The sequence below is a fragment of the Hubeiibacter jixunmingi genome (genome assembly GCF_041928215.1).
GTDB lineage: Bacteria > Pseudomonadota > Gammaproteobacteria > Pseudomonadales > Moraxellaceae > Acinetobacter.
This window is the reverse complement of record NZ_JBHFHK010000021.1, coordinates 16,457-34,620: the sequence shown is the minus strand read 5'-3', so window position 1 is coordinate 34,620 and position 18,164 is coordinate 16,457. Positions and strand designations below refer to the sequence as shown.

General features: G+C 38.7%; 15 protein-coding genes and 1 tRNA gene. 7 read left to right on the top strand and 9 right to left on the bottom strand.

Annotated elements, in window-relative coordinates:
* Window positions 1-206: 206 nt before the first annotated feature.
* From ACEYX7_RS04985 to rlmE, 4 genes are all read right to left on the bottom strand, one after another.
* Window positions 207-4,949: an NAD-glutamate dehydrogenase gene (locus ACEYX7_RS04985; protein WP_374803363.1), complete on the bottom strand. Its 4,743-nt coding sequence runs from the start codon at window positions 4,947-4,949 to the stop codon at window positions 207-209.
* A 332-nt stretch (window positions 4,950-5,281) separates the two neighbouring features.
* Entirely contained in the window at window positions 5,282-5,776 is a 495-nt protein-coding gene (locus ACEYX7_RS04980) for a thermonuclease family protein (RefSeq protein WP_374806730.1), read from the bottom strand.
* 36 nt (window positions 5,777-5,812) lie between these two features.
* Window positions 5,813-7,696: an ATP-dependent zinc metalloprotease FtsH gene (gene ftsH / locus ACEYX7_RS04975; RefSeq protein WP_374803367.1), complete on the bottom strand. Its 1,884-nt coding sequence runs from the start codon at window positions 7,694-7,696 to the stop codon at window positions 5,813-5,815.
* Between the two features lie 170 nt (window positions 7,697-7,866).
* Window positions 7,867-8,517, bottom strand: a complete 651-nt coding sequence (gene rlmE / locus ACEYX7_RS04970) for a 23S rRNA (uridine(2552)-2'-O)-methyltransferase RlmE (protein WP_374803421.1) — start codon at window positions 8,515-8,517, stop codon at window positions 7,867-7,869.
* Between the two features lie 201 nt (window positions 8,518-8,718).
* Here rlmE and yhbY point away from each other — a divergent pair, with 201 nt between their 5' ends.
* Together yhbY and ACEYX7_RS04960 are read left to right on the top strand one after the other, a co-directional pair.
* Window positions 8,719-9,042, top strand: coding sequence for a ribosome assembly RNA-binding protein YhbY (gene yhbY / locus ACEYX7_RS04965; RefSeq protein ID WP_374803369.1), 324 nt, complete (start codon window positions 8,719-8,721; stop codon window positions 9,040-9,042).
* An 84-nt stretch (window positions 9,043-9,126) separates the two neighbouring features.
* Window positions 9,127-9,687, top strand: coding sequence for a DOMON domain-containing protein (locus tag ACEYX7_RS04960; protein WP_374803371.1), 561 nt, complete (start codon window positions 9,127-9,129; stop codon window positions 9,685-9,687).
* An 82-nt stretch (window positions 9,688-9,769) separates the two neighbouring features.
* On the opposite strand, the gene ACEYX7_RS04955 is transcribed toward ACEYX7_RS04960, so the two are convergent.
* The 4 genes from ACEYX7_RS04955 to prmB all read right to left on the bottom strand — a co-directional run bounded on the left by ACEYX7_RS04955 (window position 9,770) and on the right by prmB (window position 12,550).
* Window positions 9,770-10,291 (bottom strand): YybH family protein, encoded by a 522-nt coding sequence (locus tag ACEYX7_RS04955; protein ID WP_374803373.1) that lies wholly within the window; start codon window positions 10,289-10,291, stop codon window positions 9,770-9,772.
* A 138-nt stretch (window positions 10,292-10,429) separates the two neighbouring features.
* Window positions 10,430-10,846: a hypothetical protein gene (locus ACEYX7_RS04950; RefSeq protein WP_374803375.1), complete on the bottom strand. Its 417-nt coding sequence runs from the start codon at window positions 10,844-10,846 to the stop codon at window positions 10,430-10,432.
* Between the two features lie 343 nt (window positions 10,847-11,189).
* A complete protein-coding gene (locus tag ACEYX7_RS04945; RefSeq protein ID WP_374803377.1) occupies window positions 11,190-11,339 on the bottom strand; it encodes a hypothetical protein in 150 nt (49 codons plus the stop codon).
* Window positions 11,340-11,551: 212 nt separating this feature from the next.
* On the bottom strand, window positions 11,552-12,550 hold the full coding sequence (gene prmB / locus ACEYX7_RS04940; protein WP_374803423.1) for a 50S ribosomal protein L3 N(5)-glutamine methyltransferase: 999 nt from the start codon (window positions 12,548-12,550) through the stop codon (window positions 11,552-11,554).
* 301 nt (window positions 12,551-12,851) lie between these two features.
* On the opposite strand from prmB, the gene ACEYX7_RS04935 reads away from it, so the two are divergent.
* On the top strand, window positions 12,852-14,225 hold the full coding sequence (locus ACEYX7_RS04935) for an ABC1 kinase family protein (RefSeq protein WP_374803379.1): 1,374 nt from the start codon (window positions 12,852-12,854) through the stop codon (window positions 14,223-14,225).
* Window positions 14,226-14,729: 504 nt separating this feature from the next.
* Here ACEYX7_RS04935 and ACEYX7_RS04930 read toward each other — a convergent pair.
* A tRNA-Met gene (locus tag ACEYX7_RS04930) sits at window positions 14,730-14,806 on the bottom strand.
* Between the two features lie 237 nt (window positions 14,807-15,043).
* Here ACEYX7_RS04930 and ACEYX7_RS04925 point away from each other — a divergent pair.
* The 4 genes from ACEYX7_RS04925 to rpsT all read left to right on the top strand — a co-directional run bounded on the left by ACEYX7_RS04925 (window position 15,044) and on the right by rpsT (window position 17,674).
* Window positions 15,044-15,661, top strand: a complete 618-nt coding sequence (locus tag ACEYX7_RS04925; RefSeq protein ID WP_374803381.1) for a rhomboid family intramembrane serine protease — start codon at window positions 15,044-15,046, stop codon at window positions 15,659-15,661.
* A gap of 108 nt (window positions 15,662-15,769) precedes the next feature.
* Window positions 15,770-16,498, top strand: a complete 729-nt coding sequence (locus ACEYX7_RS04920; RefSeq protein WP_374900267.1) for a 3'-5' exonuclease — start codon at window positions 15,770-15,772, stop codon at window positions 16,496-16,498.
* A 17-nt stretch (window positions 16,499-16,515) separates the two neighbouring features.
* On the top strand, window positions 16,516-17,265 hold the full coding sequence (gene gloB, locus ACEYX7_RS04915; RefSeq protein WP_374803385.1) for a hydroxyacylglutathione hydrolase: 750 nt from the start codon (window positions 16,516-16,518) through the stop codon (window positions 17,263-17,265).
* Between the two features lie 142 nt (window positions 17,266-17,407).
* The gene (gene rpsT / locus ACEYX7_RS04910) at window positions 17,408-17,674 is read left to right on the top strand and encodes a 30S ribosomal protein S20 (protein WP_374803387.1); all 267 of its coding nucleotides are present in this window, start codon (window positions 17,408-17,410) and stop codon (window positions 17,672-17,674) included.
* Window positions 17,675-18,164 lie beyond the last annotated feature (490 nt).

Below are 18,164 nucleotides of genomic sequence, written 5' to 3'. Positions count from 1 at the left end.
GCTGTCGCTAAAGCCCTTGATTGTTTCGTATCTCATCTTGTCATTATATCAAAACTTTCGCAAGAGGTCTATTGATGATAAAAATAAGACCAAGATAATGACACAGTCCTATTTATTTCTCAACTTTATTCATCGCTTTCTAAAAAGAAAACCAAGCCGAAGCTTGGTTTTCTTTTATAGCTTAGAGAAATAAATTTAATATGAAATTACGCTTTTTTCAAACCATTCATTTCACTTAATAATACTGACAATGATGCAAGCGATGGCGTATTTGATACATCTTGCAATTGATGCGTCAATTTATCCAACTGTTCACGATGTGCAGTTTTCCATGCGGTAAAATTGGTATGACTCAACGCATCGGATGCCAAGGCAATCAACGTACGATTCAACTCTTGACCTAAAGCCGTGGTTGCACGTCTATCCCAATAGCTCGCTTTTGGCAAGGCTTGCACATCTTGATTTAAAGCTTGCATATTCAATGCATTATACACACCAAAATACGCTTCAGCCACCACTTCACTATTCACGCCTTTGGCATCAGCAAGCTTGACCACATCCAAAGTATGTACCAATACAGGTAAACGTGCAAAAGCTTTGGCATCTTCTACAGGCACACCTTGCACGGTGAGTGCTGCAGTCTGTGCATCAATCACATTGGCAAAATGACGCTCAAAGATGGCTGTATTACCCATCAAACCTTGAATCGCCGCTTTGTATTTATTGGCGAGCTTATCAACACTCGCCACACCTTCATTATTTAAGAACCATAGCATGGTTGATTTCAACACATTACGGATGCTGACTTCAATCGACAATTGACTTGTTGCAGGGGCGATATTATCCAAAGCGGATAATTTATCCCAAAGCTGTTGCACGCCAAACACATCACGCACAATGGCATAGCTACGGGTAATATCAGCAATCGACTGCCCTGCCTCTTCCGCCAAGAAGAAGACATTTTCAATACCTAGACGATTGACCAAACCATTGGTGAGATAAGTGCAAATGATTTCACGATGCAAGCGGTGAGCCACCATATCATCAAAATATTGGCTCGCAAGTGTGCTTGGGAAATATTTTTTAAGTTCACTCAAGAAATAGCTGTCATCTGGCAAATCACTGGCAAGCATTTCATCATATACCCACATCTTGCCATAAGCCAATAACACGGCAAACTCTGGATTGGTTAAGCCTTGACCTGCTTTTTGACGTTGTGCAATCACTTCATCCGATGGTAAAAATTCAATCGCTCGGTCTAAACGCCCTTTGCTTTCCAAATATTGCATAAAGCGAGCATTTTCATTCAAACGTTCAACCGTTTCAAAGCGAGATAATTCAATGGCTTGCGGTTGCAAATAGTTTTGACGAAGTACCAATTGAGCTACATCATCAGTCATGCTTGCCAACAGCTGATTACGTCCTGCCACATCCATTTCCGCACGCTCAACCACTGCACCCAATAAAATCTTGATATTGACTTCATGGTCTGAACAGTTTACACCGCCAGAGTTATCAATGGCATCGGTATAGATTTGACCGCCTTTTAGGGCATATTCAATACGACCTTGTTGGGTACAGCCGAGATTACCGCCTTCACCGACCACTTTGGCACGCACTTCACCGCCATTAACACGGATGGCATCATTGGCACGGTCGCCCACATCGCTATGCTCTTCTTCGCTTGACTTGATATAGGTGCCGATACCGCCATTCCAAATCAAGTCTACTGGGGCTTTGAGCAATTTATTTAACAATTCATTAGGCGTTAAGCTGTCTTCTTGAATGTCAAATACTGCTTTCATTTCAGGGCTGATGGCAATGGATTTATCCGTTCTTGAGAAAATACCACCACCTTGGCTGATTAATTTGGTATCATAATCTGTCCAGTTTGAACGTGGTAATTTAAACAAACGTTCACGTTCTGCATACGAGCTTTCAGTATTCGGATTTGGGTCAATAAAGATATGTAAATGGTTAAACGCTACCACTAATTTGATGCGTTTTGACAATAGCATACCGTTACCGAATACATCGCCACTCATATCACCAATACCGACTACGCTAAAGTCATCACGGGCTTGAATGTCTTTGCCCTGCAAGCGGAAATGGCGTTTTACCGATTCCCATGCACCACGTGCGGTGATACCCATACCTTTATGGTCATAACCTGCCGAGCCACCTGATGCAAAGGCATCTTGCAACCAGAAGTTGTATTCAGCAGATAAAGCGTTGGCAATGTCCGAGAATGTCGCTGTACCTTTGTCGGCTGCAACGACCAAATACGGATCATCTTCATCATGACGCACGGTATTGGCAGGTGGCACCACTTTACCGTCAATCAAATTATCGGTGACATCGAGCAAGCCACGCAAATAAGTTTGATAGCAAGCGATACCTTCTTTTTGCCATGTTTCACGGTCGGCTTGTTTAGACTTATCTTTGACCACAAAACCGCCTTTTGAACCCACAGGCACGATGACCGCATTTTTCACCATTTGTGCTTTCACCAAGCCCAACACTTCAGTGCGATAATCTTCCATACGATCCGACCAACGCAAGCCACCACGAGCGACTTTACCGCCACGCAAATGCACGCCTTCGGTACGGGTCGAATAAACATAGATTTCAAACATTGGTTTTGGTTTTGGTAAACCGGCAATATCACTGGCTTTAAATTTGAATGACAAACGGTCTTTACGCTGTCCATTTTCATCCACTTGGTAGAAGTTAGTACGCAACATGGCATTCAATAAATCTAACAACCAACGAATGATACGGTCTTCATCCAAGCTTTTGACTTTTGCCAATAGGCTGTTGATTTCGGCTTTAATGCTCGCAATATCGCTTTGTGCTTTATCCGCATGCGGTGACATTTTGGCATGGAATAAATCCATCAATAGCACGGTCAATTCACGATTGGTCAGCAAAGTTTGGTGAATATAATCTTTGGAAAATGGTGCCGTTGCCTGAATCATATAGCGTGATAAGGCACGTAACACGACCACATCATAAGTATCCAAAGTAGTCGTTAAAATCAATTCATTAAGTTTGTCTGATTCAACTTTACCTTGCCAAATTTCATCAAGGGTGTTTTCAAATTGCGTTTTAACTGTTGCAAAATCAATTTCTGATACATTTTTCAATGCCAAACGATATTCTTGTAACCACGCTTGTTTTTGTGCATCAAAACGATAAGTTTGAGCAGTCACCACCGATACACCAAAATTTTCCAAAATTGGCAATACATTGGACAATGCGACAGGTGTATCTAAACCATATAGATTTAAACTCAATGCCCCATCGGCTTTTTGATTAAATTGCCATTGTAATGGTTTATCTTGATGCAAGTGCATCAAACGGCTGACATCGCTCACCGCCGTGGCAATATCAAAACGCTCTTGATACGACGCAGGAATGTTAAATGCCTTAATCGCGGTATTAGCAGTGCTTAAACCTAGGCTTTGGTTGAGATTTTTTTGATATTCATCATTCCAATCCAACATCAAATTACCGAGTTTACGCTCTAAAGCATCGACATCAACGCTATTAATTTTGCCTGGGATCGTACGGATATGGAAATGCACCCGCACATGATACAGCTCATTAAAATCGGTACTAAAAGTCGATGACACACCGCCAAAACTTTCGGTCAAAGTCTGTTGAATCTTGATACGCAATTCGGTATCAAATTTATGTTTTGGAATATAGACCAAACACGACACAAAACGTTGATAATGGTCGGTACGGGTGAATAATTCTAATTCATTTTTATCTTGTAAATTGGCAATGCCAGCCACCATTTGCGACAATTCTTCAAGACTCGCTTGGAACAAATCATCACGTGGTAAAGTGTTGATAATATGCACAGTTTTATTATAACTATGTCCGTTTTTGATCAAACCTAAGTTATATAAGATATTATTGGACTTTTCACGCAATAACGGAATTTCACCAACTTGAGTTTGATAAGCACGAGCAGTGAGTAAACCTAAGAAACGGTATTCGCCAATCAAGTGACCTTCATGATCAAACTTCTGAATGCCAAGATAATCCATATAAACAGGACGGTGTACTGGCGAGAGATGTGCTGACTTAGAAAGTAATAATACACGTGGTTGGGTCAATAGCTCACGCAAATTGCTTGGTAAACGTGCAAAACTTTCGGAAACGGTATCTTGTGCTTGCCCTTTGAGCAAGCCTAAACCAGACCCACCTACCGAATAGAGTTTCAGTTCATTGCTATCTTTCTCAAAGCGATATTCACGAAAACCCATAAAAATAAAGTTATCACTCATCCAATCCAAAAATGATAACACTTCATATTTACTATATTCTTGTTCTGGAATTGGCGTACTGCGAAGTTCGGCATGGATGGCTTGCAGTTTGCTACGCATAGGCTGCCAATCTGCTACCACCCCATCAATGGTTTTGATTTTTTCTAATAATGCTTGTTGCACCTTAGCGAGATCGCTTTCTGCCAAACGCTCGATTTCAACATGGAAAAACGCTTTGTTTTGCATGTCATTATCGGTACTTTCGTGGGCTTGGGTAATATTGGTTTTATTGGCAGTATTTAAAATTGTAGTAAATAAACGTTTGACTGAAAGTCCTTGATTTTCAAGGCTCATCAACATGGTATCAGTCAAAAATGGGCGGTCTTTTACCACCATTTGAATAATTGTTTTATCGCTGTCGAAATGATGCTGTGTTGCAACAGGATTGAACACACTGACTGTAGGTGTGCCGTCTTTATGAGAAAGGAAAAGCTTAAAATGATTGACCGCCATACCTGCAAGATGAGCATCGGTCAATTGTTGCACATTTTGCTTGGTTAGATTCTTATAATAGGACGCCATAAAAGAGGCGAATGCTGGATCGGTTTGATGTACTTTCGCAAGCTCACTGATCGCTTGCTTACGTTGCGGTTCCAAATGTAGCGATGACATGATGTGTCCTTTTTGAGTAAAGCTAAAGTAAGATAACTTAATTCATTACTTTTTACAAACATCATTTATGCCAAAATGTATGATATTTTTTACCTTGAATACAGAACATGCTTTACACACTGCATAATGATGTTTTTTAAAGGTTTATTTCTATTATTAGAATTTTTAGATAGATTGTTATTGCTCAAGAGAGCGATTTATTTTGATTAAAGATATGTCTACGTGTCAAAAAACTAACCCTGAATACACTGATTTTTGTCTTCACAAGTCATCAACATGATATTCAGGGTTTAAGATCAGATAAGGAAATATCAGGCGACGATGTCAGTTTATCAAAAGCCTTCACCATTGTGCTTACGCCATTCATTTGGTGGGATAGGATTAGAGTCAGCCCACAAACCGAGCTTTTCTCTCTGAGCCTGTAACTGCAACTGATTATAATAAACATCGCCTGTCATATATGCCCATGCATATCCAGACTTTACCATTTCTTTATTAATATTCAGTCCATTTACAGTGTCTGTACCTAGAGTACGTCCGTACTTGTCTTTGCCCAGCTTTTGCAAATAAATCGACTTATTAAGCAATAGGTCTGCTAGTTTCTGCTTTGCTTGTGTGCCATACTTTTGAGCTTTTTCGGGTGCGTCTATGTTAGCAAGACGTACCCTTGTTTTGCTTCCATCAAGTGAAATATCAATCGTATCGCCATCTATTACTGCAACGACCTTTATATCCACACTGTCTGGTGTGACAAGAGTCTTTAAAGGTTGTTGAGTATTAGATGGTTTCGATTTACAAGCCGTAACAAGCAGTGCAGAACAAACCATCAACAAACTTGCTAAAAGATTGATCCGATATCTCATTTAACTAGATACTGGCAACGGCGGTGGTAAATCCTTGTCACCCAAGTCTTCCAAAGCCACTGGATTTTCTGGTACATACACTTTTGGTGGTTGTGGTTCACGACGATTCATGATGTCAATCACTTGCTCACGATCAATCGTTTCCCATTCCATCAAAGCTTTAACCATCGCGTGGGCGATATCTTTGTTATTTTCTAAGATATCCCAAGCGACTTTATACTGCTCGTCTAAGATACGACGGATTTCAGCATCAACCATTTGTTGCGTTGCTTCTGAAATTGGACGACCCAAACTACCACCGTACGGACTATCATCATCTTCATAGACCATGACACCCATTTTTTCAGACATACCATATCTGGTGACCATAGCACGTGCCATCTTGGTTGCACGTTCAAAGTCATTTGACGCACCTGTAGATTGCTGATCAATAAAGATCTCTTCTGCAATACGTCCACCAAACAAAATCGCAATCTTGTTTAGCATTTTCTTTTTGTAGTCACTAACATGGTCTTGCTCAGGCAACTGCCAAGTTACACCCAATGCCCAACCACGTGGCATGATTGTCACTTTGTGTACTGGATCAGTACCTTCCAAAAGTTCAGCGACAATGGCATGACCTGCTTCGTGATAAGCCGTTGCACTACGTTCTTCTTCACGCAATACCATTGATTTACGTTCAGGGCCCATGTACAGCTTGTCTTTAGCATCTTCAAAATCGTGCATATCAACCGTATTTTTGTTACGGCGTGCAGCGAATAATGCAGCTTCATTGACTAAGTTAGCCAACTGTGCACCCGAGAAACCAGGTGTACCACGTGCTAAGACACCAACGTCCACACCAGTCGTTGATGGCAATTTTCTCAAATGTACATTCAAAATCTGCTCACGACCACGGATATCAGGTAAGCCTACCATCACTTGACGGTCAAAACGACCTGGACGCAACAACGCTTTATCCAATACATCAGCACGGTTGGTCGCAGCAATGACAATAATACCTTCATTACCTTCAAAGCCATCCATTTCGACCAACATTTGGTTTAAGGTTTGCTCACGTTCATCATTACCACCGCCAGTGCCAGACCCACGATGACGACCTACCGCATCAATCTCATCAATAAAGATGATACATGGTGCATGACGTTTGGCTTGTTCGAACATATCACGTACACGTGACGCACCCACACCGACAAACATCTCAACAAAGTCTGAACCAGAAATACTAAAGAATGGTACTTTTGCTTCGCCTGCAATCGCTTTGGCAAGTAGCGTTTTACCTGTACCTGGTGGACCCACCATCAATACACCACGTGGAATCGATGCGCCTAAGCGTTTGAATTTAGAAGGATCACGTAAGAAATCAACGATTTCAACGACTTCTTGTTTGGCTTCATCACAACCTGCGACATCAACGAAAGTAGTTTTGATTTGGTCTTCGGTCAGCATTTTGGCTTTTGATTTACCAAAGCCCATCGGACCGCCTTTACCACCAGCACCACCGCCCATGTTACGCATAAAGAACATCAGCAAGCCAATAATCAATAAAACAGGGAAGCTGGCAATCAATAGTTGCATCATCAAGCCTTGACGCTGTGGTGCAGTACCTTCTACCTCGACACCGTTTTTAATCAGTGTAGGCACAAAGTCTGGGTCAAAAACGTCTGGGCGTATTGTTTCAAATTCAGTACCGTTGGCTTTTGTACCAACAATACGTTCACCATCAACAGTGACTTTCTTGATTTGTTTTGCTTCGACCGCAGCGACAAATTGCGAATAATTCATATTATCCGACTTCTTACCGCCACCGATACTGCTAAATACAAACACCAACACGCCGAGTACAATCAAAAAAAGTATGGCGTTTTTGAAGATATTGTTCAAAGCATCATTCCTGTTTTGTTTAAAACAATGGTTTATCAAAAACCATCAATATGAAAAATTTTAAAATCGCTGTATTTTGCCACAAGCCTGTACTATTGAGAGAGATAATCGTGTGATAAATATGTAAAAATCACATATTTTACTTATCAATAGTACATACCTAATGAAGTCTAGCGGAAGACTTTTTTACGCCCGATACCCAACAAAAATACTTCTTTGGAGCGAGCGCGTGATGCTGCAGGCTTTGCTGTTTTGACAATATCAAAATTGTCCAACATCATCTGACGGAATTCGTCAAAACCTGTGCCTTGGAACACTTTTACCAACATCTGCCCTTTTTCATCCAAAACTTTTTGTGCAAAATCCAAAGCCAACTCGCACAAATAAATCTGTCTTGGCTGATCAACAGCTCTATTTCCTGATGTATTGGGTGCCATATCGGAAATTACAAGGTCTACATGACGTCCATTTAAAATATTTAACAATTCATCGAATACAGCTTGCTCACGAAAGTCACCTTGCAAAAAGGTCACATCAGGCAAAGCATCCATTTCCAAAATATCGGATGCGACCACCATGCCTTTGTCACCGACCAATTTGCCTGCGATTTGCGACCAACTGCCTGGGGCAGCACCCAAATCGACCACGGTCATGCCCGATTTGATCATTTTGTGCCTTTCTTGGATTTCGAGCAATTTATATGCTGCACGGGCACGATAGCCCTCTTTTTGTGCACGTTTTACAAAAGGATCATCAAGATGCTCACGCATCCAAGCACGACTACTTTTGGATAATTTTTGATTGGTGATTTTGGTTGCCATAGTTTGAGCAGAATAAAATAACGACACTTTATTATACGTCAAAACCTTTCAAAACATAAGTCTTAATCGCAAAAAACAATGCAATGCACAGTTATATAGATACTTTTCGCAAAATTATCTTTAAAAAATTGGTATCTTGGCGTTTTTGCTTTATAATTACTTGGCATCTTTGCTCTACATTTATGATTTTTAGGTTTTTCTATGACAACGCTCAAAGCTCAACAACGCAAACAATTACGTCAAATCGGTCACGCTCTACAACCTGTAGTCATGATCGGCGGACAAGGCTTGACTGAAAATGTCATCGAAGAAACACTTCGTGCCTTAAATGATCATGAATTGATTAAAGTGAAGATTGCAGGCGAAGACCGTGAAGAGCGTAAGCAAATCATCGAAGAACTATTACAACAAACTCAAGCGACCAACGTGCAATCAATCGGTAAAATTGTATTAATTTACAAAAAAGCCGCACAGCAAAATCAAAAGCTCTCTAACATCGTGCGTTTTGCACATTTACAATCTTAATCTTTACCCTCCCCATAAAATAGTACAAGCCCCTCACTTAGAAAGGGCTTGGGGGAGGATAAAAATTTTAATTGAGTACAGCACATGGCAAGTTTTGATTTAACTGCATTTGATGCACGTCATCAGCAAGATATTCGTCTTGTTGCTGCATTAGAAAATAAAAAAGATGCGGACAATCGCACGCAAATCCAAATTGGCTTTTGGATTAATGACCCAGAACAAGCGATTATTTACCCACAATTAGATGAAAATTTATTGGGAAAACGCCAAGATTATTTATGGCAAAATACTTGTTTTGAATTGTTTATCGGTATTCGTGAACTAGATGATTATCGGGAAATTAATCTCGCCACAAATTTGACTTGGCAAGCTTATGCTTTTGAAGAATATCGTTATCCTGAAAAGATGCCACCACAAGCTGCTAATGATATAGAAGTCATTGATATACAACGTACTAAGTTTGGCTTAACCGCATTGATTGATATTCAAGATTTTTTAAATCATTTTCAAATCAGTCTAAATGACATTTATTTTGGGGTCAGTGCAGTGATTCAAACCCAACAAAAAGAACATTACTTTGCCTTGCAGCATAGCGGTCAGCAAGCAGATTTTCATAATAAACGTGATTGGTTGGCTTATTTATAAAGCTTGAAAACTTAACCAGCATTTATTTACTACAAGTCGTTATATGTCTAAACATTTAGCGACTTGTAAGTGATAAAAAAGCTTATGATTTTTGATTATACATATAATAGGCAATCTTCCAATCATTACCGTGACGTTTAAATACAAATACTTCACGATTGCGATCGGGTAAGGTTTTACCCTGCTCTTTGTGATATACCGTAGCACCAATTGGATGCGTAGTGCGTACTATTGCTGTATCACCATAGATTTCAATATTCGTCGGCACGTAGTCAATGCCTGTAAAATCCATTACCGCAAAGGCTTGCTCATAGCTGTGATGGATGGCATCTTTGCCCTGAAGTGTTGGCTTGGCTTGAAATTCAATCACCGCATTATCTTGGAATATTGCCATAATCGCATCAGTATCAGCCTTTGCCATCGCTGTTTGATAAGCAATTAGCGTAGCTTTGATTTGGGCGATCGCCTGTTGTGTAGTATTTTTGCTTATAGTCAGATCTAATTTAGGTTGTACCTGATTTTTTGAATACGCGTTAGTTGTAGATAAATGAGTAGTTTGAGTACAAGCTGTGTTGGCTACTACCGCTAATAATAAAATAGCCAATAACTTATGCCTGCTAGCTATATTTTGACTTTTCATCGCGTAAGTATTCCTCAAATTGGTTTCTAATTTTGACTGATACACGTTTCAATCATTGATTAAATAACATGCATTAAAAGACGACTATTATTCGCCTATTTATTACCAAATATCTAATTCAAGACTGATATTACCGTCTCTATTTGAATGTGAACCCTCATAAACGATTTTTGATGGAATAAAACTATTTCCCTTATAGACAGGCTTTACCTTTAATTTATTGATCAAACCTTCATGAGCATAGTTGATAAAGGTATTATCTATTTTATCTTTCATAGCACTCACACCTATAGGTACATAAACCGTGTTAAGCTCAACCTCTTCACCACCCAATTGGATAGGAAATAAATATATAGCTTCTAATTGTCCTTGTTGATATTTTTCGACCATTAATTCTCTAGAATTAACATCACCATAATTGGGGGGGGTTGAGCTGAAGTAGTCATACAAATTCCTATTAACATTAAAGGTAATCATCTCTTTATCAACATCATAATAGTGCAATCCTAATATTTTCACAATCAAAAACTCATCGTTTAGTCACTTCAAACTAAACGTAGGTTGGTAGCTTTTCAGCATTACAAATAATACCCCAAATTTACCACAATTTCGACTTAGTTTTTAAGCGTACCAAAGGCGGTATATATTCATAACCCTCACATGCCAATTCAACCTGATTATCAAAAAGTACAAATTAAACCACCTAAATCACTCAATCTATGCAATTTTTCATTACTTCACTCTCAGTCAAAATCACTCAACCAGCTACTGAAAAAAAGCATGTCATTCACCCTGTCTTAGCAAGATGTAAAATCGCTGAGTGAGCATTGCATAATTTATTTAGGTCTCAGATTTAAAAAAATTATGCTGTACTCATTGAAATCATCATCGCTGGTGCATATATTGCCCAAACGAAGGCTAAAGCAATCAAAAAAGATAAAAGAATGACCAGTAATCCGATACGCCATCCTTTTTTAACAATCACCAAACTACCAATAATTAAATTGAGCATAGGGATTAGCCAAATAGCTTTTACTTTTGTAATGGCTAATATAAAAGCTGTATAAGGTAAATCTCCTTATTAAATCCTCCCCACATTGTGAGTAGCTTATCCAACTCATGTGGGTTATAACCACCAAGTACATAGATAAGCAACCCCTGCACAATCACACAAAGGAGCAATAATATGAAAAAAAGTATTTTTATCACTATGCTCTCTCTAAATCACTCAATCGACTGCTGAAAAATCGCTTGATATTCACGGCATTGTTGTGCGGTCAAGGCAAAAATCCCCGAACCACCATTTTGGAACTGCAACCAATGAAAATCAATCTTATTGAAATTCTGACGCATTGCCCATTCCGAATTGCCAACTTCAATCACCAACAGACCATTTTCAGTAAGATAATCCGCTGCCACGGCAAGCATTTTTTTCACCAAATCCAAACCATCTTGCCCTGCTGCCAATGCCAATTCTGGCTCATGCAAAAACTCAGCTGGCAAATCCGCCATATCTTCCGCATCGACATAAGGCGGATTAGACACGATTAAATCATATTGATTTTCGGCAGGGATTTTGGCGAATAAATCCGACTCTAACAATGCCACTTGGTATTGCATATTGTGATGCTCAGCATTGATACTCGCCACTTCCAAAGCTTCTTTGGAAATATCGGTAGCATCGACTTCCGCATCAGGGAAAGCGTACGCCAAGGCGATGGCAATACAGCCCGACCCTGTACACATATCTAACACACGCAATGGCGTATTATCACTACGCACTTCAGGCAAAGCATGAATATTATCTGCCGTAGCATCGCTAAAATACGGGGCAAAACCTGTATTAATCAGCTCGGCAATCGGGGAACGGGGAATCAATACTCGCTCATCGACATAAAACGGCTTACCACAAAAATATGCCAAATTCAGCAAATAAGACGTTGGCATACGTTCATTGATACGACGTTGTAATAAGGCTAAAAATTCATCTTTTTCTGATTGTAATAATTTGGCATCCAAAATTTCTGCATCAGCTGACCAATCTAGCGATAAAGTTTGTAAAACTAAGGCTGAACTTTCCGCAAAAAAATCTTCTGTACCCTGACCAAGATGAGCATCATGTTGGCGTAAAGCCGTCACTCCAAAACGGATAAAATCTCGAATGGTGCTGAGCTGGTCATTGGCTTGTTGTAAATATTCATCAGAAATAAGCGGATATTCCACATTAACCCCATAAAATTTTGCTAAATAATAAAGGTATTCTACTGATTTTTTATCGTCTTGCCTATGCGAATTTGGTAAGCAATAAGACATACTCTATCTTATAAAATATAGTTTGCATTTTACGTTTTCAAAATGAATGAATATTGATGAATAAAGCAACATCAGCTACGGTTTTTATACGTAATTTCTTACATTTTAGTGTACACTCTCGCTTAGATTAAGCTTTTTTCATGGTAATGTTATGACAAAGTTTGTTTGCTTTGTGCCTGTCATAACACCTTAAATAGATTAGGATTTTGTGATGTCTGAACGCAATCAGTTAGAACAACTAAAGACTTCTGCTTTTGATCGTCGTTTTTCCTTAGCCAAAGCATCCTTCTTAGCAGGCACACGTTGGGCGACTGCAAACGCCAGTAGTTTATTTGGTGATCAATCTTCTCGAGAACAAAAACGCAAACAAGCTTTATCGCAACAAGCACAATATTTGGTCGATGAAATTGGTAAACTTAAAGGCTCAGTGGTTAAAATCGGGCAAATGATGGCTCTGTATGGCGAACATTTTTTACCTGATGAAATTACCCAAGCATTGATGACGCTAAACGATAGTACAGTTGCATTATCTTGGCAAAGCATTGAACCTTATATCAAACAACAACTTGGCGATAAATTCCACGAATTAAACATTGAACAACAACCACTCGGTACTGCATCATTAGCCCAAGTACATCGTGCGGTGCGTAAAAGCGATGGCAAAGTTTTGGTACTCAAAGTGCAATACCCAGGTGTTGCGGAAGCCATTGATTCAGATATGAATTTGTTCCGTAGCATGATGAAATTGACTCGTGCCGTACCACAAACCCGAGAATTTGACGACTGGTATGAAGAAGTACGTCAAATGATGCACCGTGAAGTGGACTATGCCATTGAAGCAACAACCACCAAGCGTTTTGCTGAATATTTGGCGGATGATCCGCGTTATATCGTACCGACTATTATCGATGAATATTGTACCGATCGCATTTTATGTATGACTTTTGAACATGGCGTGCCAATTCACAGTCCTGCGATTTTGAAGCTATCTCAACAGCGTCGTGATGCCTTGGGCGAAGCAGCTTTAAATATCCCTTTGAAAGAGATTTTTGAGTGGGGTGAGATGCAAACCGATCCAAATTTTGGTAATTATTTGGTACGTTTAGGCAACGGTCAAGATGTTTTGGACCAAATCGTATTATTAGATTTTGGCGCGATTCGACAGTTTGATGACCACCTTTTGGCAATGGCACACCGTTTGATTTATGCAGGTTATTTGCATAGCATGGATCGTATGCTAGATGCGATGGATGGTTATAACTTTTTTGATGATATGCCACGTTCTATTCGTCCAGATATGGCAAAAGTATTTTTATTGACTACAGAAGCCTTTAGTTGTCCTGAAAATAATCCTGACATGCCAGTGGGGATTATGGATGAGCAATATCGTTATGATTGGCTTGCTAGCAATTTGCATGATCGTATCATCAAACATGCAGGGCAATCGATGGCATCACGCTACTTTTCTGTGCCACCAAAAGAATTTATGTTTATTAGCCGTAAATTTATCGGGGCTTACACATTTATGACGGTGATTAATGCCAAAACCAATGTCAGAAAAATGGTGGAGCCTTATTTTCCATAAGTAAATTTTAAGCGAAATATCATATTTTTGAGTGCAGCTTAATGATTGTAAGACTTAGGTTGCACATCAAATATGCCACAAAATAGTAATTAGTTTAGATCTTTTTTAAGTACCCATTCTTTACTACACAGTAATTAAATGCATTGTAAAAAATAAGCTCAATTTTTCTCTAATACCTCTAGCATTCAATTTTAACGTCAGTTCGATTTAAAGCATTACATTTTTCTTGTAATGATATGATTTTATAGCCGTAGGGTGTGAGAAACACTGTTTCGCAAGACGCACCTGAGAAGCGATTGAAGCTTCGCAAGATGTCGTTTTGTGAAAGGTGCGTAAGATGCACCCTACATACGAATTAAATTTATTAAAATCAAATTATTACACTTAAACTTATCCCGAACTCATGTAATTTTATCCGTTAATCATTATATTATGTGAGCAAAAACCAATAAAAATAAAAAAAGCCTTGTCATGATGACAAAGCTTTTTTTAGAATAAGGTAAATGGTGGCTATGGCTGGACTTGAACCTGCGACCCCAGCATTATGAGTGCTGTGCTCTAACCAACTGAGCTACATAGCCAAAATTTGTGTGTGTATTATTATGATTTTTAGCAATCTCGTCAAGTGATATTTTTCATAAACGATTATTTTACATTCAAACAATACGCTTTTTAGCGAAAAAACTACTTTTCAGCGATTTTATTTTATTAAATTTTTAAATTTGCACATTAAATCACCTAAATCTACAAACTTAGCTTGACCATTTTTTCATAAATACTTAAGGTGAATACAAATATACGATGAATTTGATTTCCTTATGTCTACTTTACTTGCCAGCCACAGTATACTTATCATCATTATTACTGTAGCCATTTCTCTAGTTGCCTTTAGTCAACGACGTGTCCTGGATAATCTTATCTTTTGGGGTCCTGCTGTACAACGTGGTGAGTATTATCGCTTATTCACTTACGGCTTTGTTCATACTGATGGTTTTCATTTGTTGTTCAATATGATGACGCTTTTTTTCTTTGGGCGTATCTTGGAAGTCTTCTATCGTCAATTTGCTTTTGAGATGGGTTTTGCCTTGTTCTATCTAGGCGGGCTATTTGTTTCAATTTTACCCAGCTATTTCAAACATAAAAACAATCCTCAGTATCTGAGTCTAGGTGCATCAGGTGCTGTATCGGCGGTACTGTTTGCTTATATCTTGTTTCAACCTTGGAAGTTGATTTTTGTATTTTTTATACCAATGCCTGCAATTATTTTTGCAGTGCTATATGTGGGTTATAGCGTTTGGGCAAGCAAAAAAAATAATGACCATATCAATCATGATGCACATTTATGGGGTGCTGCCTACGGTATTATCATGACCATTATTTTGGAGCCAAACATCGTTCCGTATTTCTTTAGCCAATTATTAAATCCACGTTTTTAAAGCATTTTCTACTGCTATTGCGATGAGATCATAGGCGAATGGTTAGATTTGTACTACAATCAAGCCATTAAACAATTTTAATCCTTATTTTGTGATTTGGAATCAATTATGACTACACCACTCAATCATCATGCTATTATTCTCGATACCGAAACGCATGCTTTACATGGCTATCCTATCGAAGTTGCCTACCTCGCAGTAGATATCAATACAAACGGCTTACAACGCAATGATGATATTTATGATGAGTTGTTTAGCCTCGATGCTGATACGCAAATTAATTTGGCATCGATGGCAGTACATCATATCTTGCCAGAAGATTTGACAGGCAAACCCAACTTTCGTGAATTTAAATTACCAAGCGAAACCATTTATATCATTGGACATAATATTGACTACGATATTCAAGCCATTTCACGTTGCCAAGAGTCGACGTCGCATCTCAAACCAATTTGCACTTTGGCACTAGCACGTAGTATTTGGCCACACTTAGAAAGTCATGCATTGTCTAGTTTGAGCTATTTTATTTCACAGGATTGGCAACATACTCGTCAGATATTGCGTAATGCACATCAGGCATCTACAGACGTACTTTTGACAGCAGACCTTTTGGATGCCATTTTGCGTCATTATCGTGAACATGAAAAGACTGGCATCACCAGCATTGAACAACTTTATCAAGTAGCAAAATTGGCACGCTTACCAAAATTTATGCCTTTTGGTAAACATAAAGGCACACCGTTAAAAGAAGTGCCTATTGATTATGTAGATTGGCTATTGGGGCAGGAAAATTTGGATCCAAACTTGCGTGAAGCGTTGGAATTTATTTATTGTTAAACTTAAGGCGATAAATGATGAGCAAAAATTTAAAAAACTGTTTTGAAATCGTGGCGATTGATATGCAAAATCGCCTACAAAACTATATTTGGCTACTTAAAGATACACAGAATAAATCTTTGGTCGTAATTGATCCCACACAAGCCGATATCGTACAAGAATATTGTCAAACGCATGATTACCGTATTGAGCAAATATGGATCACACACAAACATGATGATCATATTGCAGGTGTAGCTGAGCTCAAAACATTTAGTAATGCTACTGTATATGCACCACTGGCAGAAAAAGATGACATTCAACTCGCAGACATATGGCTAGATGATGGTGAACAGTTTACTTGGCACGAGCTAAAGGTTGATTGCTTTTCTACGATTGGGCATACGCTTGGGCATATGTGCTTTTATTTGCCACAATTAGACAGTCTATTTAGCGGAGATACGCTATTTGTTATGGGCTGTGGACGTGTATTTGAAGGCAGTCTGCAACAGATGTATGAATCTTTGCAAAAAATTAAACTGTTACCAAGTCAGACCATGATTTATTGCACACACGAATATACCTTGAGCAATGCTGAATTTGCCACAACGATGTACCCTGATAATCCTGATATTCAACAACGTTATCAACATATCAAAGTGCAACGTGAGCATAAGCAACCGACAGTTCCAACTACTTTGGCAGCAGAATTAAAGACCAATGTTTTTTTGACGGCAAAGGATTTGGCAGAATTTAGCCACTTACGTACGCAAAAAGACCTGTTTTGAATGCTACGCCACTTGACTTTAAAACTATTTTTAGGCAATATATAGCACTTGTTTACGGGCTGGTTGAGTATGAAGATTGCGATATCTTTGTGCATTGATAACAAAGCCCGCCCCAGACTAACTTATTTGAAGGAGTGCAAGAGTGGCAAACTCTGCTCAAGCTAAAAAACGTGCTCGCCAAAACGTAAAAGCACGTCGTCATAACGCAAGCTTGCGTTCTATGGTTCGTACTTATATCAAACGTGTTGTAGCGGCTATCGCTGCAGCTGACCATGCTGTTGCTACAGAAGCTTATAAAAAAGCTGTTCCTGTAATCGACCGTATGGCTGATAAAGGCATCATTCACAAAAACAAAGCTGCTCGTCATAAGAGCCGTTTGAATGCACAAATTAAAGCGCTTGCGCAATAATTTGTACATTTGCTTGTAAAAGCATTGTGAAAAAATTAAGCCCCTTGTGGGCTTTTTTTTGTTTTATTATTTTCAGGTGTAATGGACAAAATAGATGCTTAAGATGCACCCTAAGCACGAATTAAATTTATTTTTAAAATCAAATCATTACATTAAAACTTATCCAAAAATCACATTAGATAAATCAAACACTCATTATCAATAGCGTCTCAAAAAATATTGATCACCATTTAGAATATCATCACTTAATCAAGCAAAGATTTTTACTTTTTATTTAACAAGATTCTGCGTATAATATGCTGTTTATTTTTCACTAATTTGCCATGAAGAAGACCGTTTATTAGGTATTTCTTCCTAGCCCAAAAGCATTTGTTGAGCACTATTTCTTGTTTTAAATCAGACCAATCTTTATGATTGTGCTAATACTTGATTTTTATAAAGAAAATTCAAGTATAATGACAAGAAAAATGTCGTATCCGTTGAAAAAACA

Excerpts from the sequence above, each read along its gene's own strand:
- ACEYX7_RS04985 (WP_374803363.1), bottom strand. The coding sequence starts at position 4,949 with ATGTCATCGCTACATTTGGAACCGCAACGTAAGCAAGCGATCAGTGAG.
- ACEYX7_RS04935 (WP_374803379.1), top strand. The coding sequence starts at position 12,852 with ATGTCTGAACGCAATCAGTTAGAACAACTAAAGACTTCTGCTTTTGAT.
- rlmE (WP_374803421.1), bottom strand. The coding sequence starts at position 8,517 with ATGGCAACCAAAATCACCAATCAAAAATTATCCAAAAGTAGTCGTGCT.
- yhbY (WP_374803369.1), top strand. The coding sequence starts at position 8,719 with ATGACAACGCTCAAAGCTCAACAACGCAAACAATTACGTCAAATCGGT.
- ACEYX7_RS04920 (WP_374900267.1), top strand. The coding sequence starts at position 15,770 with ATGACTACACCACTCAATCATCATGCTATTATTCTCGATACCGAAACG.
- ACEYX7_RS04980 (WP_374806730.1), bottom strand. The coding sequence starts at position 5,776 with ATGGTTTGTTCTGCACTGCTTGTTACGGCTTGTAAATCGAAACCATCT.
- ACEYX7_RS04925 (WP_374803381.1), top strand. The coding sequence starts at position 15,044 with ATGTCTACTTTACTTGCCAGCCACAGTATACTTATCATCATTATTACT.
- ACEYX7_RS04945 (WP_374803377.1), bottom strand. The coding sequence starts at position 11,339 with ATGCTCAATTTAATTATTGGTAGTTTGGTGATTGTTAAAAAAGGATGG.
- ACEYX7_RS04960 (WP_374803371.1), top strand. The coding sequence starts at position 9,127 with ATGGCAAGTTTTGATTTAACTGCATTTGATGCACGTCATCAGCAAGAT.
- gloB (WP_374803385.1), top strand. The coding sequence starts at position 16,516 with ATGAGCAAAAATTTAAAAAACTGTTTTGAAATCGTGGCGATTGATATG.